14 protein-coding genes are annotated in these 17099 nt (G+C 62.6%); 3 read left to right on the forward strand and 11 right to left on the reverse strand.

Annotation, left to right across the window (positions count from 1 at the left end):
- The first annotated feature begins 43 nt into the window (after window positions 1–43).
- Window positions 44–1696 carry a multicopper oxidase family protein gene (locus tag F0Q45_RS06820; RefSeq protein ID WP_149653226.1) on the forward strand — a complete coding sequence of 551 codons (1653 nt, stop codon included), beginning with the start codon at window positions 44–46 and terminating at the stop codon, window positions 1694–1696.
- Between the two features lie 50 nt (window positions 1697–1746).
- Here the strand turns inward: F0Q45_RS06820 and serB are convergent, their stop codons facing one another.
- Window positions 1747–2982 carry a phosphoserine phosphatase SerB gene (gene serB, locus F0Q45_RS06825; RefSeq protein WP_149653227.1) on the reverse strand — a complete coding sequence of 412 codons (1236 nt, stop codon included), beginning with the start codon at window positions 2980–2982 and terminating at the stop codon, window positions 1747–1749.
- Window positions 2983–3008: 26 nt separating this feature from the next.
- The gene (gene ctaD / locus F0Q45_RS06830) at window positions 3009–4754 is read right to left on the reverse strand and encodes an aa3-type cytochrome oxidase subunit I (protein WP_149653228.1); all 1746 of its coding nucleotides are present in this window, start codon (window positions 4752–4754) and stop codon (window positions 3009–3011) included.
- A gap of 192 nt (window positions 4755–4946) precedes the next feature.
- Here ctaD and F0Q45_RS06840 point away from each other — a divergent pair, with 192 nt between their 5' ends.
- Together F0Q45_RS06840 and F0Q45_RS06845 are read left to right on the forward strand one after the other, a co-directional pair.
- Entirely contained in the window at window positions 4947–6026 is a 1080-nt protein-coding gene (locus F0Q45_RS06840; protein ID WP_149653251.1) for an iron-siderophore ABC transporter substrate-binding protein, read from the forward strand.
- Between the two features lie 82 nt (window positions 6027–6108).
- A complete protein-coding gene (locus F0Q45_RS06845; protein ID WP_149653229.1) occupies window positions 6109–7149 on the forward strand; it encodes an NAD(P)-dependent alcohol dehydrogenase in 1041 nt (346 codons plus the stop codon).
- Here F0Q45_RS06845 and F0Q45_RS06850 read toward each other — a convergent pair.
- From F0Q45_RS06850 to F0Q45_RS06890, 9 genes are all read right to left on the reverse strand, one after another.
- A complete protein-coding gene (locus F0Q45_RS06850) occupies window positions 7138–7530 on the reverse strand; it encodes a DUF3349 domain-containing protein (protein ID WP_149653230.1) in 393 nt (130 codons plus the stop codon). The genes F0Q45_RS06845 and F0Q45_RS06850 overlap by 12 nt on opposite strands.
- Window positions 7531–7624: 94 nt before the next feature.
- On the reverse strand, window positions 7625–8587 hold the full coding sequence (gene nrdF, locus F0Q45_RS06855) for a class 1b ribonucleoside-diphosphate reductase subunit beta (RefSeq protein WP_149653231.1): 963 nt from the start codon (window positions 8585–8587) through the stop codon (window positions 7625–7627).
- A 123-nt stretch (window positions 8588–8710) separates the two neighbouring features.
- Window positions 8711–8989, reverse strand: a complete 279-nt coding sequence (locus tag F0Q45_RS06860; RefSeq protein WP_149653232.1) for an alpha/beta fold hydrolase — start codon at window positions 8987–8989, stop codon at window positions 8711–8713.
- A complete protein-coding gene (locus tag F0Q45_RS06865; protein WP_262490897.1) occupies window positions 8979–10094 on the reverse strand; it encodes a YncE family protein in 1116 nt (371 codons plus the stop codon). The genes F0Q45_RS06860 and F0Q45_RS06865 overlap by 11 nt, the downstream gene beginning before the upstream one ends.
- A complete protein-coding gene (locus tag F0Q45_RS06870) occupies window positions 10072–11628 on the reverse strand; it encodes a flavin-containing monooxygenase (RefSeq protein WP_149653233.1) in 1557 nt (518 codons plus the stop codon). The genes F0Q45_RS06865 and F0Q45_RS06870 overlap by 23 nt, the downstream gene beginning before the upstream one ends.
- Window positions 11629–11777: 149 nt before the next feature.
- The gene (locus F0Q45_RS06875) at window positions 11778–12518 is read right to left on the reverse strand and encodes a TetR/AcrR family transcriptional regulator (protein WP_149653234.1); all 741 of its coding nucleotides are present in this window, start codon (window positions 12516–12518) and stop codon (window positions 11778–11780) included.
- 232 nt (window positions 12519–12750) lie between these two features.
- Complete coding sequence (gene nrdE / locus F0Q45_RS06880; RefSeq protein WP_223163881.1) at window positions 12751–16155, reverse strand: class 1b ribonucleoside-diphosphate reductase subunit alpha; 3405 nt, start codon at window positions 16153–16155, stop codon at window positions 12751–12753.
- On the reverse strand, window positions 16125–16583 hold the full coding sequence (gene nrdI, locus F0Q45_RS06885; protein WP_149653235.1) for a class Ib ribonucleoside-diphosphate reductase assembly flavoprotein NrdI: 459 nt from the start codon (window positions 16581–16583) through the stop codon (window positions 16125–16127). The genes nrdE and nrdI overlap by 31 nt, the downstream gene beginning before the upstream one ends.
- 38 nt (window positions 16584–16621) lie before the next feature.
- Window positions 16622–16861, reverse strand: a complete 240-nt coding sequence (locus F0Q45_RS06890; protein WP_149653236.1) for a redoxin NrdH — start codon at window positions 16859–16861, stop codon at window positions 16622–16624.
- Window positions 16862–17099 lie beyond the last annotated feature (238 nt).

Below are 17099 nucleotides of genomic sequence, written 5' to 3' on the forward strand. Positions count from 1 at the left end.
ATGCCGCTCGAACATTTGACGCGGAAGGGGTTATTGATCACACGTGTGCGCGTTGATCCGTAACAGTTCGCCCGCGACCACTCAGGCGACCACCCCAAAATCCGGGCGGGCCCGCCGCTTGGCGGACAGGCTGATCCGGTGGCGCACCCTGTTTGTTGCCCTGGGAACTATTGTGGGTCTCATCGGCGTCGTGCTCGGCGCCTCGTTCGCCTACCCGCATCTGCACCCCATCAGATTCGTGAACCAGGGCCTTGCTCTGGATCGTCCCTTGGCCATTCCGCCGCTGTTGGAGCCGACGGTAGCCAACGGTGAGCGGGTGTTCTCGCTGACCGCGCACGGTGGCCGCACCGAGTTGGTGCGCGGCGCGCTAGCCGACACGGCCGGATTCAACGGAACCTACCTCGGCCCGACAATTCGTGCCCGCACCGGAGAACGGGTGCGCATCGAAGTCCGCAATGGGCTCGACGAATCCACCACGGTTCACTGGCATGGCATGAATGTGCCCGCCGTGATGGACGGCGGACCACATCAGCCGATCCCGCCGGGTAAGACATGGTCGCCATACTGGATTGTCACCAATCCGGCCGCGACGCTGTGGTATCACCCGCACACGTTGGGTAAGACCGCCGAGCAGGTTTATTCGGGTTTGGCCGGATTGTTTCTGATTGATGACGAGAACAGCGACGGGCTCGGGCTGCCGAAAACCTATGGCGTCGACGATATTCCGCTGATTGTTCAGGACCGCAGTTTCAGCAACGACGGGAAATTGACCTATGTTCGGGATCGGTCGCAGAAGAACTTTGGCGCGATGGGCGACACCATACTTGTCAACGGCACCCGCGGGCCGTATGTCGAGGTGCCTGCACAGCTGATCCGGTTGCGAATCCTCAACGCCTCCAATGCCAGACGCTACAACTTCGGGCTCTCAGATAGCCGCTCGTTCTGGCAGATCGCGACCGACGGCGGCCTGCTCAAGGCACCGGTCGAGCGCAGCCGGATGCTCCTTGGCCCGGGCGAGCGGGCCGAGATCGTCGTCGACCTGCGTTCAACGAATCAGCCGGTGACGCTGATGAGTTACGCGTTCCAGGGCGCGGCGCCGATGTACCACCTCATGAGGACGGTGACGGCTGGAACGAATGACGAGTATCAAAGCTTCAAGATCCTCCAACTGCGGCCTCGTGGCGGCTCGTCACCGCAGGCTGAGCTACCCGCGCGGCTCAACGCCAGCGCACCACCGCGTCCGCAGGATGCCGTGCGCACTCGCGTCTTTCGCATGACTGATCGGATGAGCATCAACGGAAAGCCCATGGACCACAACCGGATCGACGAGGTGGTGAAAAAGGGCGACCTCGAGATTTGGGAGATCGACAACCGCGAGGCGCTCTTCTATCACCCGTTCCACATTCACACCGCGCAATTTCAGATTCTCGACCGCAACGGTAAGCCACCCGCCGGCGAAGAGCAGGGCTGGAAGGACACTGTGCTCGTCAATCCACTCGAAAAGGTGCGCGTGATTGTCCGATTCGCCGACTACGCCGACCCCCATTGGCCCTACATGTACCACTGCCACATCCTCGACCACGAAGACATGGGCATGATGGGCCAATTCGTGGTCGTCGAGAACGCCTCCGAGGAGGTGCGCGTCATCTCGCCGCTCACTGGCGCCGACGCAACAGGTCACGACCACGACCCGTAGTACCGCCAAGGATCCGGTCGCCCGCGCCACCGGACCCGCGAGCAGACGGACTAATCCGGGGGGATGTCGACGCGGCGCACTCCGCAGTCGAAGGCGTCGGCGGCCTCAATCTCGCCGCGCGTGACCCCCAGCAGGAACAGGACCGTGTCGAGATACGGATGGCTCAACGAGGCGTCGGCCACCTCACGCAGCGCCGGCTTGGCGTTGAACGCGATTCCTAACCCGGCCGCGCCGAGCATGTCGATATCATTGGCGCCGTCGCCGACGGCAACGGTTTGCTCCATCGGCACCCCATATTGGTCCGCGAAGTCCCGCAGCGCTTTCGCCTTGCCCGGCCGATCGACGATGCGGCCAACCACCCGGCCGGTCAGTATGCCGTCGACGATCTCCAGCTCGTTGGCGGCCATGAAGTCCAAATTCAGCTCTTTCGCCAGTGGCTCGATGATGCGGCGGAAACCACCTGACACCACTCCGCAGCGAAAACCCAACCGCTGCAACGTGCGAAGCGTAGTCCGCGCGCCCGGCATCAGCTGCAGCTGCGCGGCGACGTCGTCGATTACCGAGGCCGGCAATCCGGCCAAGGTAGCCACCCGCTGGTGCAGCGATTGCGCGAAATCCAGTTCACCACGCATGGCGGCCTCGGTAATCGCCGCGACCGCACCTTCGGCACCGGCCCGGGCCGCCAGCATCTCGATGACCTCGCCCTGGACCAGCGTCGAATCGACGTCGAAGACGATGAGTCGCTTGGTGCGCCACGCCAAGCCGTAGTCCTCGACAGCCACATCAACACCCTCGTCGGCGGCCACCTTCGTCAAGGCGCTTTGCAACCGCGCATAGGCGCCATGCGGCACCGAGACCAGCAACTCCAGCCCGGTGACCGGATAGTCGGAGATGCCGCGGATGAAGTCGATGTTTACGCCCAGCGCGGCCACTTCCCGGGCCACCGCGCTGAAAGCCCCGGCGGTGACCGGGCGGCCGAGCACGAAAATCACGTGGGTCGACGGTTCCCGAATGATCGGCACGTCTTCGCTGCGCTCGACCGTCACGTCGAGGCCGACCTCGTGAATGGCTGCTTCGACATCGCCGCGCAGCGCGGGACCGTCGGCGACGTTCGGCAGGCAGGACACCAGCACACCCAGGGTGAGCCGGCCACGGATCACCACCTGTTCGACGTTGAGCAGTTCAACGCCATGCTTGGCAAGCACCTCGAAAAGCGCTGATGTGACACCTGGCTGGTCGATGCCGGTGACTGTGATCAGCACCGACACCTTGGGTGGAGTCGTCACCCGCGGCCGCCGCCGGATCTAAGCCATCAAGAGCGGACGCTGATATCGTCTGCTCTGGTGATGTCGCCGTCTGCTGGCCCATGGGCGCGACCGACATGGGCTTCGGCCCGCAGCCGTTCCACCATGTGCGGGTAGTGCAGCTCGAAGGCCGGACGCTCGGAGCGGATGCGAGGCAGCTCGGTGAAATTGTGCCGCGGCGGCGGGCAGCTGGTCGCCCACTCCAGTGAATTGCCGTAGCCCCACGGGTCATCCACCGTGACAACCTCGCCGTAACGCCAGCTCTTGAAGACGTTCCACACGAACGGGATCATCGCAACGCCCAGAATGAACGCTCCGATGGTCGAAACAATGTTCAGGCTGGTGAAGCCGTCGCTGGACAGGTAGTCGGCATAGCGCCGCGGCATCCCCTCGTCTCCCAGCCAGTGCTGCACCAAGAAGGTGGTGTGGAAACCGATGAAGGTCAACCAGAAGTGCAGCTTGCCCAGCCGCTCGTCGAGCAGCCGCCCGGTCATCTTGGGGAACCAGAAGTAGATGCCGGCGAACGTGGAGAAGACAATGGTGCCAAACAGGACATAGTGAAAGTGTGCGACCACGAAATAGCTGTCGGTCACATGGAAGTCCAGCGGCGGGCTGGCCAGCAGGATGCCGCTCAGTCCGCCGAGCAGGAACGTGACCGCAAAGCCGACCGAAAACAGCATCGGCGTCTCAAAGGTCAACTGGCCCTTCCACATGGTGCCAATCCAGTTGAAGAACTTGATCCCGGTGGGCACCGCGATCAGGAAGGTCATAAACGAGAAGAACGGAAGCAGCACTGCGCCGGTGGCGAACATGTGGTGTGCCCAGACCGCCACCGACAGCGCGGCGATGGACAACGTCGCGTAGACCAGCGTCGTGTAGCCGAAGATCGGTTTGCGCGAGAACACCGGGAAGATCTCGGAGACCACCCCGAAGAACGGCAGCGCAAGGATGTAGACCTCGGGGTGGCCAAAGAACCAGAACAAGTGCTGCCACAACAGGACTCCGCCGTTGGCCGGGTCGTAGATGTGGGCCCCCAGGTGGCGGTCGGCGGCCAGCCCGAACAGCGCCGCGGTCAATAGCGGGAAGGCGATCAGCACCAGGATGGACGTCACCAGGATATTCCAGGTGAAGATCGGCATCCGGAACATCGTCATCCCGGGCGCGCGCATACACACCACCGTGGTGATCATGTTGACCGCGCCCAGGATGGTTCCCAGACCGCCGACCGCGATAGCCAGGATCCAGAGGTCACCGCCGGGGCCGGGTGAGTGGATGGCGTCGGTCAGCGGCGTGTACGCAGTCCAGCCGAAGTCCGCGGCGCCGCCGGGTGTGATGAAGCCGGCCATGCCTATCGTGGCGCCGAACAGAAACAGCCAGAAAGATAGTGCGTTCAGCCGCGGGAAAGCCACGTCGGGTGCGCCGATCTGCAGCGGCAGCACCAAATTGGCGAAGCCGAAGACGATCGGAGTGGCATAGAACAGCAGCATGACCGTGCCATGCATGGTGAACAGCTGATTGAACTGTTCGTTGGACAAGAACTGCAGACCGGGTACCGCCAGCTCTGTGCGCATGAGCAGTGCCAACAGGCCGCCAACCAAAAAGAAGATGAAGCAGGCGACGCAATACATGATGCCGATCATCTTGTGATCGGTGGTCGTGAGCAGCCGGTAGACCAGGTTCCCTTTGGGACCCGTGCGGGCCGGATACGGACGGATGGCCTCGAGTTCTCCCAACGGGGGCGCTTCGGCTGTCAACAGCTCCTCCAAACATCCGGCCTGGATAGGGTCTTAATACCCTACTTTGACAGCATCTTAGCCGCCGATCGAGCAGCCGGCAGTGCCGGTCCTACATACTGTCGTAATTGCGCCGCGGGCGCGCGCAGGCCGCTTCGGCGGACCGCCGCCGATCGGTCGGATGTTACCGTCGAACGCGTGCAATTCGCCGGGATGCAACGGATTCTGGCCGCCGCATCTCTGGCAGCCGCGGTCGCGATGTGTACCGGTTGCGGCGCCGATCAACCAGCCACCACGCCGTCGCGGTCAGTGGTCACTCCTACCACCCAGATCGCGGGGGCCGGGGTACTGGGAAACGAACGCAAGCCGGACGAGTCGTGTGCGCGCGACGCGGCGGCGCCCGATCCGGGGCCGGCTACCCGGTCGGCGCGCAACGCTGCAGGCGTCAACCCGGATGTGGTGCAGGTTCCAGCCGAACCGCAGCGCATCGTGGTGCTGTCCGGGGATCAGCTCGACGCGCTATGCGCGCTGGGCCTGCAATCCCGGGTGGTCGGCGCAGCCTTGCCGGACGGCTCCACCAGCCAACCGTCCTACCTGGGCAAGACAGTGCATAATCTGCCTGAGATCGGCAGCCGCAACTCCCCCAACCTGGGCGCGATCGCGGCGGTCCATCCCGACCTGATCCTGGGCTCGGTGGCGTTCACGCCCAGGTTGTACCCACAGCTGGCGGCGATCGCCCCGACGGTGTACACCGCAGCGCCGGGCGCGGCCTGGGAGGACAACCTGCGCGGTGTCGGAGCCGCCACCGCGCGTAGCGCCGCAGTGGAGGCGCTGCTCAGTGGGTTCGCCCAGCGGGCCAGTCAGGTGGGGACTAAGCACGACGCGACCCACTTCCAGGCGTCGATCGTCCAATTGACCGCCAATACCCTGCGGATATACGGAACCAACAACTTCCCGGCCAGCGTGCTGCGGGCAGTCGGGGTGGACCGGCCGGCGTCGCAACGTTTCACCGATAGGGCCTACCTCGAGCTCGGTACCACCGACGCCGACCTGGACAAGGGCCCGGACTTCTCCGCCGCTGACGCCGACATCGTCTACGTCTCGTGCGCCTCGTCGAAGGCGGCCGACCGCGCGCCCGAGATCTTCGATAGCGACTCCTGGCGCCGGCTATCGGCCAATCGTGACAACCGGGTCTTCGTTGTCAATGACGAGATTTGGCAGACGGGCCAGGGCTTGGTCGCCGCTCGCGGCATCGTCGACGATCTGCGCTGGATCAGCGCGCCCATCAACTAAGCCCTCGGCTGCTCCCACCTGGCTCAAGAACATTAACTTAGCTAAGCTTTTCCACGGCGCAACCAACCTCAAGAGGATTCGTATGAGCACTGTTTCCGCATACGCGGCTTTTTCCGCGGCCGAACCGCTGACCAAGACCACGATCACCCGTCGTGACCCTGGCCCGCACGACGTGGCGATCGACATCAAATTCGCCGGTATCTGCCACTCCGATATCCACACCGTCAAAGCCGAGTGGGGCACACCGAAATACCCGGTGGTTCCAGGCCACGAGATCGCCGGTGTGGTAACCGACGTGGGCTCCGAGGTCACGAAATACCAAGTGGGCGACCATGTCGGCGTGGGCTGCATGGTGGACGCCTGCCGCGGCTGCGCCAGCTGCCTGGCCGGGCTCGAGCAGTACTGCAAACGCGGCGCGACCTTCACCTACAACTCGATCGGCAAAGATGGCCAGTCGACTCAGGGCGGCTACAGCGAGGCAATCGTTGTCGACGAGAACTTCATGGTGCGCATCCCGGACGCACTGCCGCTGGATGCTGCGGCGCCACTGCTGTGCGCCGGCATCACCCTCTATTCGCCACTACGGCATTGGCATGCCGAGCCCAACACCCGGCTGGCAATCATCGGTCTGGGCGGGCTGGGTCATATGGGCGTCAAGCTGGGCGCCGCCATGGGCGCGGAGGTGACGGTGTTATCGCAGTCGCTGAAGAAGATGGAAGACGGATTGCGGCTGGGCGCCAGCCATTATTACGCCACCTCTGACCCCGATACCTTCCGCAAGCTGCGCGGCAGCTTCGACCTGATTCTGAACACCGTCTCGGCGAACCTCGATCTGGGTCAGTACATGAATCTGCTGGACGTCGACGGCACCATGGTCGAGCTGGGCATTCCCGAACACCCTATGGAGGTTCCGGCGTTCGCGCTGGCATCGATGCGGCGCAGCCTGTCCGGTTCGAATATCGGCGGGATCGCCGAGACCCAGGAGATGCTGAACTTCTGCGCCGAACGCGATGTCACGCCCGAAATCGAAATCATCGAGCCGAGTTACGTCAACGACGCCTACGAGCGGGTGTTGGCCAGCGACGTGCGCTACCGCTTCGTCATCGACATCTCACGGCTGTGAGGCAACCTCGTCGGCTGCCGACGCGTCGTCATCGCCGGGAATGACCTCGCTGACGTCGATGCCGGCCAGCGGCCAGCCGGCGGCAGCGAGTATGCCGGCCACCCGTTGGATGTTCTCCGGCCCGGCGTCGTGGTGAGTGACGTTGGAGATGAATTCGGCTATCTCGTCCCGGTTGATCACACCATCGGCTATGGCCGGCGACCCCTCCGCGGTGAGGTTGCGCACCACTTCCTTGATCTGCTCCTCGGTCAACGGCGTGCTGCGCAGCAGCGCCAGCAGCGCTACCCGATCGGGCCCCGGTACACCGTTGGGGTAACCGACCTGCAGCCACCGAATGACCGACCGCAGAAAGTGGGGGTGAGCAGAAGAGGCTTTCGTCACCCCAACAGTGTCACGGTAGGTACCGCACCCGCGCCAGCGAGAGGTCTCAGCCGGCGGACAATTCACGCGCCGTTCACGGCCCGCACATGTGGGGCTAGAACTCCCAGTCCTCGTCTTCGGTGACCACGGCCTTGCCGATCACGTACGACGAACCCGACCCGGAGAAGAAGTCGTGGTTCTCGTCGGCGTTGGGGGACAACGCTGACAGGATCGCCGGGTTCACGTCGGTCTCGTCCCGCGGGAACAGCGCCTCGTAACCGAGGTTCATCAGCGCCTTGTTTGCGTTGTAGCGCAAGAACTTTTTGACGTCTTCGGTCAGTCCGACCTCGTCGTAAAGATCTTGGGTGTACTCCACCTCGTTGTCGTAGAGCTCGAATAGCAGCTCGTAAGTGTAGTCCTTGAGCTCGGCCCGCTTAGCGTCGTCGACCAACGTCAGGCCGCGCTGGAATTTGTAGCCGATGTAGTAGCCGTGGACGGCTTCATCGCGGATGATTAGCCGAATCATGTCCGCGGTGTTGGTCAGCTTCGCCCGGCTCGACCAGTACATCGGCAGGTAGAAGCCCGAGTAGAACAAGAAGCTTTCCAGCAGCGTGGAGGCCACCTTGCGCTTCAGCGGTTCGTCGCCGCGGTAGTACTGCAGCACGATCTCAGCTTTGCGCTGCAGGTTGGGGTTTTCCTCCGACCAGCGGAAGGCGTCGTCGATCTCCGCCGTGGAGCACAACGTGGAGAAGATCTGGCTATAGCTCTTGGCGTGTACCGACTCCATGAACGCGATGTTGGTCAGCACCGCCTCCTCGTGCGGAGTCAGGGCGTCAGGAATCAGGCTGACCGCACCCACGGTGCCCTGGATGGTGTCCAGCATGGTCAGACCGGTAAAGACCCGCATGGTGAGCTGCTTCTCGTGGGCGGTCAGGGTGCCCCACGACGGAATGTCGTTGGATACCGGCACCTTCTCGGGCAGCCAGAAGTTTCCGGTCAGCCGATCCCAGACCTCGGCGTCCTTTTCGTCTTGGAGCCGATTCCAGTTGATCGCTGAGACTCGGTCGATAACCTTCATTGTCGCCTCCCAGAAACGCCGTACCCAGGCCTCAAACACTACCCCTGGGGTCCGACAAGCCCGCGCAACACCATAAGTTGTGTTTGCGTGTCGCACCCAGGCGCCATTATGTCGCCGGCAGGATCAGCTCGACAGTACGCTGCGGCTGATCGGCGGACTCTCGCTGAATCCCGGCAAGTCCACCGCGATCACGTCGCGGTGCGCGACCAGCCTAGGCATGATGGATTGCCAATCATGCCGATCGGATCCGAGCCCAGGCGCCAACAACAACGGCTTGTCGGTCCCCCGCCGCACGAAATTCGTGGGTTGGTTGATCCAGCCTGCGTCGCGATTGTCGAAGTGCCGGTACGCATCTGAACTCGTGACGGCCGGGTACCCAGCGGCGTGGAATTCAACCCCCATCGATGACTTGTACGACACCATCGGAGACTCCGGCGACGAAAACGCGGCCGGTGTTCGAGTCGACACCCACGGTGTAGGGATTCTGTACGGTCGGAAACCGTTGCACTGGTCGAGGTTTGGCAGCGCTCATGTCGTAGCCGACTATCTCGTTGGTGCCCGACGACGCTACCCACAATCGGTCCCGCCTATCGTCGTAGGCAATTCCATAGGGACCGCCCGGCTGGATAACGCTGGCCACCTCGCGCGGCGTGGGCAGCGGGGTGAACACCCGAACAGCATTGCCGCGAGTGTCGGCGGCGATCATGCGCCCGTGCCGGTCGGCGACCAAATGGGTGGGACCGGCACCGGCCGGCGTGGAGCCGATAATGGTCAGCCGTTCGGCGTCGTACACGGTCAGGTCGTTCTTACGGACGTCCAGCAGGCCCACTGAGGTTCCGACCGCCGCCATCCCGGCCGGTTGCACGCTGTCGGTGAAGACTTTGACGATCTGCTCGCCGCGGATTACCGCCACGGTTCCGCCGAGCTCGTTGGCGACGAAGACGGTGCCGTTGGATGCCGCGGCGGCATCGTGCGGCTCAGTGCCGGTACGGATGGGCGACTGCGCCGGTCCCTGCGGCAAGTCAACACGCACCAGGGAATCGGCCGACTCGACCGGAACCAGCACCGGACCACCCGGAGCCGCCAGCTGAAGATGACGAACCCTGCCCGGCAGCGGGATTCGTCCGGTGATGTCACCGGAGTCGGCGTTGATCAGCACCAACTCGTTCGGGTCACGGGTGGCGGCCACGACAGTACGCGTCAGCGCGTCGACGACGATGCCTTCGGGGGCGTTGCCGACCGGGATCACCCGTCCGATGGGGTTACCACCAGGCCGCGGCGCCCGCTGGGGTTCAGCTGCTGACGGCAGTCCACGGGCCGGCGGGCGGCTGCCCTCGGTGGGCACCCCCGACGGCAGCATGCCGGTAGTCGTCGCACTGCCCGGCACACCGGCGTCATGGCTGCAGGCAGCCACGACGAAAGCGATAACACCGGCCGCGAACCGGGCACACAACTTTGCGATCACGAACGGGTGGTACCCGTTGTTACCGCCGCCGATTGCTGCCAACTCCCAGGAACTCGTACTCCTCGGGTTTGACCGAGCGAGTAGCCATCCAGTACTGCCAGGTGTAGCCGCCCCACAGCACCGTGTTCTTGCCGTGCTCGTCCAGATACCAGCTGCGGCAGCCGCCGCTGTTCCACACCGAGCCGGCCAGCTTGTGTTGTAGCTCGTCGTTGAACCGATCCTGCGCGGCGCGGGTGGGGGCCAGCGCTTGCGCGCCCCGCTGGTCGCACTTGGCGATCGCGTCGGCGACGTAGTGGATCTGGGACTCGATCATGAAGACCACCGAATTGTGTCCCAGCCCGGTATTGGGACCCAGCAGGAAGAATAGGTTCGGCATCTGCGCCACGGTGATGCCGCGGTGTGCCGCGATGCCCTCGCGGTTCCACCGGTCAACCAGGTCCTCGCCGTGTTGTCCCTTGATCTGGACGTAGGTGTAGGAGTCGGTGACGTGGAAGCCGGTGGCGTACACGATCACGTCGGCGTGGCGCTCGGTGCCGTCGGCGGTGACGATCCCGTCGCGTGTGATTCGGGTGATGCGGTCGGTGATCAGCTTGGTCTTGGGATTCGCGACGGCCGGGTAGTACGTGGTGGAGTTCAGGATCCGCTTGCAGCCGATGCGGTAGTGCGGGGTCAGCTTGCGGCGCAGCTCGCGATCCTTCACCGAGCGGCGAATGTTGTACTTGGCGTAGGCCTCAATAACCCTCAGCGCGTTCGGCCGCTTGGTCATCCCGTACCCCAGCGCCTCCTGGGCCCAGTAGATACCCAGACGCACCAACGCACGTAACCCGGGAACGTTTTCCAGCGCCCGACGCAGCGCCGACGGGATCTCGGGGTTGGAACGCGGCACTACCCACGGCGGGGTGCGTTGGTAGAGCTGAAGTTCGGCAACCTGCTCGACGATCTCCGGGACGATTTGGATCGCACTGGCGCCGGTGCCGATGATGGCCACCTGCTTACCGGTCAGATCGACGCTGTGGTCCCACTGCGCGGAATGGAAAGCCGGACCGGCAAATTGGTCGCGCCCATCGATGTCGGGGAAGGACGGGATATGTAATGCGCCAGCCCCGGAGATGAGGAACTGGGCGACATATTCGCGCCCGTCGGTCGTGAACACGTGCCACCGGTACTCGTCGTCGTCCCAATAACCGCGATCGACCAAAGAATTGAACTCGATGTAGCGCTTGAGCCCGTATTTCTCGGTGACGCCCTTGAGGTAATCCAGGATTTCGTCCCAGTAGGAGAACGGATTCTTCCAGTCTGGCTTGGGCTCGAACGAGAACGAGTACAGGTGCGACGGGATGTCACAGGCGCAGCCTGGGTAGCTGTTGTCGCGCCACGTCCCACCGACTTCGTCGGCCTTCTCCAAAATGACGAAGTCTTGGCCGGAGAAGCCTTGCTTCTGCAGCGCGATGGCCATGCCCAGGCCGGAAAATCCGGTCCCAATGATGACTGCGCGGGCGTGCACCGGCGGTTGGGGTGACTGGGGTTGCTCGGCTTTTTCGGTAGTCTCGGTAGTCGGAGTCACGACATCAGTCATGGCATGTAGGTCTTTCTTGTTGTATGAGCGGCGCAGCTGTGCCGACAGGCGCCTGACTTGGAACGCGAGTACCGCGAATACCCAGTACTCTGGGTATCGGATACTACGAGTCTTGTCGATCGCTGCAGCGATGTCAACGGCAGCAGCCTTCAGCTGACGTCGCGGTGGCGTGGTACCGCGTCGTGGATGGGCTTTTCGGGGTCCATCGCGATGCCGAGCGCTTCGGCGGTGCCGACGATGACGCCCATCAAAATCGTTGTCAGGTGCGCGACGAACTGCTCACGCGGCATCCGCCGCGGACTGTCTGGCTCCGGGCCCAACCACCATTCGGTTGCCGAGGCCGCCGAACCGAAGGCGGCGAATGCCGCCAGCTCGAGCGCCGCCCGGTTCAGCTCTATCTCCCGCAGCTCGTTGTTGAACATCTCGGCGAAGGTCAAGGTGATTTCTCGGCCCTCGTTGAGCGTTCGCACGGTCGCCTCGGACTGCGTTGCCGAGCGACCCTGAATAAAGACCCGCAGCACGTTGGGATGCTGGTCGACCAGGGTGACGTACTCGTCGACGCTGCGGTGAATGACCTCGCGAGCCGTGTCGGTGGCCAAATTGATCGACGGAAAGATCGCCGCCCACAACATGTCGCGCAGCCGTTCGCCGATCGCCACGAATAGATCGGACTTATCGGCGAAATGGCGGTAGATCTTGGGCTTGGCGGTGCCGGCTTCTTCGGCGATCTCACGCACGCTCAGCTCGGGCCCCAAGCGGTCGATGGCACGGAAGGCCGCTTCGACAATCTCGTTGCGCACCTTCTTGCGATGTTCTCGCCAACGTTCGCTGCGCGCGTCGACTTTCACCACCGGCTTCGCGCTGGGATGGGGTCGAGCGATTCTCGCCACGTCAAGCACCTTACCGCGTTTGTCGCTGCTGACCTGGGCAGACCCACGGATTCTGCGGCCACGCGAGTGTGAACCGCATGACCCGACACGCTTGAGCGTCGGAAAGTCGACAGTCAGCGCAAAGGACTTTCACTCCCGTTGCGATTTGCGAAGAACCGGGCCGACCGCGTCGCGGCCGCGGCCCGCTCATCTTGCAACGCGCAAGTTCTTTTAGAGATTCGCTTGCGCCTGCTCACAACATGCAGGACACGCAGCCCTCGACCTCGGTGCCTTCCAGCGCCATCTGCCGCAACCGGATGTAGTACAGGGTCTTGATCCCCTTGCGCCAGGCGTAGATCTGGGCCTTGTTCACGTCGCGAGTGGTGGCGGTGTCCATGAAGAACAATGTCAGCGAAAGCCCTTGATCCACATGCTGCGTGGCCGCGGCATAGGTGTCGATGATCTTCTCGTAACCGATCTCATAGGCATCCTGGTAGTACTCCAGGTTGTCGTTGGTCATATACGGCGCCGGGTAGTAGACCCGCCCTATTTTTCCTTCCTTGCGGATCTCGACCTTCGACACAATCGGGTGGATCGACGACGTCGAATGGTTGATGTAAGAGATCGACCCGGTCGGCGGCACCGCCTGCAGATTCTGGTTGTAGATGCCGTGCGCCTGCACCGACTCCTTGAGCCGCTTCCAGTCATCCTGGTTCGGGATGCGGATGCCGGCTTGAGAGAACAGTTGCCGAACAGCTTCCGTTTCCGGCTCCCACACCTGCTCGGTGTACTTGTCGAAGAACTCCCCCGAGGCGTACTTGGACCGTTCGAAGCCTTTGAAGCGCGCGCCTCGTTCGATCGCGATGCGGTTGGACGCCCACAGCGCGTGATACAGCACCGTATAGAAGTAGATGTTGGTGAAATCGACACCTTCTTCGGAACCGTAGAAGATGCGCTCGCGGGCCAGGTAGCCGTGCAGGTTCATCTGCCCCAACCCGATCGCATGGGAGTCGTTGTTGCCCTGCTCAATTGAGGGCACCGAGGTGATGTGGGTGTGGTCGCTGACCGCGGTCAGCGCACGGATCGCCACCTCGATGGTTTGGGCGAAGTCCGGCGAGTCCATTGTCTTGGCGATGTTCAGCGACCCCAGGTTACACGAAATGTCTTTGCCCACTCTGGCATACGATAAGTCATCGTTGAACAGCGACGGTGTGGACACCTGCAGGATCTCCGAGCACAGGTTCGAGTGCGTGATCTTGCCCTCGATGGGGTTGGCTCGGTTGACCGTGTCTTCGAACATGATGTAGGGATAGCCGGACTCGAACTGCAACTCGGCCAGCGTCTGGAAGAACTCCCGCGCCTTGATCTTGGTCTTGCGGATGCGCGCGTCGTCGACCATCTCGTAGTACTTCTCGGTCACCGAGACGTCGGCAAACGCCACGCCATAGACGCGTTCGACGTCGTAGGGCGAGAACAGGTACATATCGTCGTTGCGCCTGGCTAACTCGAAGGTGATATCGGGAATCACGACGCCCAGGCTTAGCGTCTTGATCCGGATCTTCTCGTCGGCGTTCTCCCGCTTGGTATCGAGGAAGCGGTAGATGTCGGGGTGATGCGCGTGCAGATACACCGCGCCGGCACCTTGGCGCGCCCCAAGTTGGTTGGCGTAGGAGAACGAGTCCTCGAGCAGCTTCATGATCGGGATGACACCCGAGGACTGGTTCTCGATGTTTTTAATCGGCGCCCCGTGCTCGCGAATGTTGGTCAACAGCAACGCAACTCCCCCGCCCCGCTTGGACAGCTGCAGCGCGGAGTTGATCGATCGCCCGATCGACTCCATGTTGTCCTCGATGCGAAGCAGAAAACAGTTGTGCACGACAGTGCCACGAATCGTGTAAGTATGCGTGTTTTCGACGTGGAGGTTGTAGACCTTGGTGGGAACGTCCTGCGTGCTGCTCAATTCTCGGATTCCATACACGTGCCGCCCGTGCACGACCTGATAAGTGGTGCGCGACGACCCTTTCTGGCCGACATAGTTGTGCAGGTTCTTGCCAACGTCGAAGATGAACTCTTCGTTGGCGCCGGGCAGTCCAGGCACGAATACCTGTCCAGTCACATTGCCTGCTCGGTTGATGTACTGGCGGACCCTCGACACGATTCCGATTCGGCGCAGAAGAAGCTGCACCTGATCAATGAGCACCGGATTCACCAGGTCGAGCACCATGCCGCCGGCGGTACTGCACCCGTCCCCCCGGTACAACCCTGCCAGCAATCCACGCTGAAACTCTTCATCGGCAGTTAAGACATCGTGGGACAACCGCTTCGAGTCGTATCCGGTGCCGACCAGCGACAGCAACAGTGACAACACGACTTTGCTGTTGCAAATCATGCGCACCGACTGGTCAGAAGTACTTTGGTGTACGCAGAGGTCCGTGGCAAACACTCGCTTGAATGCCGCCGCCAATTCCCGCTGGTACTCGAGTTCGTGAGTGCCAATGGTGAAGTGAATCGCGTTGGGGTTTCGGCCCGCAGGTCCAGATCGCTTGGAGATGCGCCCCTCGGCGACGTACCAGCCGAGGATAAGGCCAAGCTCGTACGACTCTTCAATATAGCGATTCACTGAGCTAGAGCGCGCGTGGTGGCGCTGCTTGTTGCGGTGCTTGCGATTGGTGTTGACCTTGCGTATGAGCCCGTCAACTTCTTCGTACTCAACCGCGCCGGCGTACTCCAACAAGTCATAGACCCGGCGCGGCCGTACCTCCTGTGGCGCTGCTGTCACGATGAAGTCTGTGGGCTGAATGTCCCTGGCCGCCAACCATACAAATCCATTGAAGGGGTCAGCACCGTCACCGTCGATCAATGTCGGCACGTCGCGCGTGGTCCACACCAAGATGGGATGCTCGGGAGTGCACAGGATTGGTTGCCTATGACCAAAGTGTGAAATGGAGATGAGGGCTTGGTTGTTAGGGTTCTCGATGACCCGCTCGACGACGGAGTATGACCCGTCGTGCGAGAGCACCCGATCACCTGTCCGCAGAGTCTCGATCGCCTGCGGCCCATCGGGGGTATCCACGGGTGTTCCTGCGGGAAAACAGCTCACTGGCTCGCCGCGCTGCTTCTTGCCCGAATTCAAAAACGTCGGGGTGGCGGGCTGGAACCGCCCGTCGATGATCTCGTCGACCAGCTTCTCGGCCAACGCGGTGTCGCCGGCGGCCAGGGTCAGCGCCACCATGACCACCCGATCCTCAAAGCGCTCCAAGTACCGCTTCCCGTCAAACGTCTTCAGCGTGTAGGACGTGTAGTACTTGAATGCGCCCAAAAACGTTGGAAATCGGAACTTCTTGGCGTAGGCGCGGTCCAGCAGGGTCTTGACGAAGTTGCGCGAGTACTGGTCGAGGACCTCTCGCTCGTAGTAGTTCTCGCGAATCAGGTAGTCAAGCTTCTCGTCCTGATTGTGGAAGAACACCGTGTTCTGGTTGACGTGCTCGAGGAAGTACTGGCGCGCGGCCAGCACGTCCTTGTCGAACTGAATCTTGCCGTCTGCGTCGTACAAGTTCAGCATCGCGTTGAGCGCGTGGTAATCCGCTTCGCCAGGGCCCCCGGAGAAATGCGCGTGCGCGCCGGTGGTTACAGGCTCTGCAGTGACGGTTGGTGACACGTCTGTTCCTTCCAGAATTCGGCAAGCCCCGCACGGACGGCGGCGACGTCGTCCTCGGTACCCATGAGTTCAAAGCGGTAGAGGTAGGGAACGCCGCACTTGCGGGCCACGACGTCGCCGGCATAGCCGAACTCCGCGCCGAAGTTGGTGTTGCCGGCGGCGATGACCCCGCGCAGCAGCGCTCGATTGTGCTCGTTGTTCAAAAAGGTGATGACCTGTTTAGGGACGTAGCCGGCTTGATGATCCAAGAGGCTCGGCGTGGCCCGGCCGCCCCCGTAGGTCGGGAGAATCAGCACATACGGCGCGTCGACCTCAATGCGGCCGTGCAGCGGTATCCGCGTAGCGGGTAGGCCCAGCTTCTGCACGAAGCGATGGGTGTTCTCCGACACGCTGGAGAAATAGACCAAGTTGCGCCGCATGATCTCCATGGCACCGCAATCTCCTTACCCCTCGTCGACGGCCCGCGCTAGGCGCTCAGTGCCGTACCGGCGAGCGCCTTGATGCGATCGGGCCGGAAGCCGGACCAGTGATTGTCTCCGGCCACCACCACCGGCGCCTGCAGATAGCCCAATGCCATCACGTAGTCCCGCGCGTCGGAGTCCAGGCTGATATCGACCTTCTGGTAGGCGATCCCGTTCTTGTCCAGCGCCTTGTAGGTGGCGACGCACTGCACACATGCGGGCTTGGTGTAGACGGTGATGGTCACGGTGATACCGCTCCTTTGCGGAAGTCGGGGAACAGGAACTGGCAACGATTCAGCTGGTGCAACTTCGCTCTGCCCAGCGGCCCGGCAAGCCTCCAGATTCCCGTCCTACGGCCACCAGGTTGATCGGACCTGGCGATGCCGAAACTCGGAAAGCTCAGCCGCGCCCCGTGAACCTGCTGGGACCCGGTGAACTGGGATCTACCGGTGCTCAAAACACTACACCTAGGGGGTGACAACG

Source organism: Mycobacterium simiae (assembly GCF_008370645.1).
Lineage (GTDB): Bacteria > Actinomycetota > Actinomycetes > Mycobacteriales > Mycobacteriaceae > Mycobacterium > Mycobacterium simiae_A.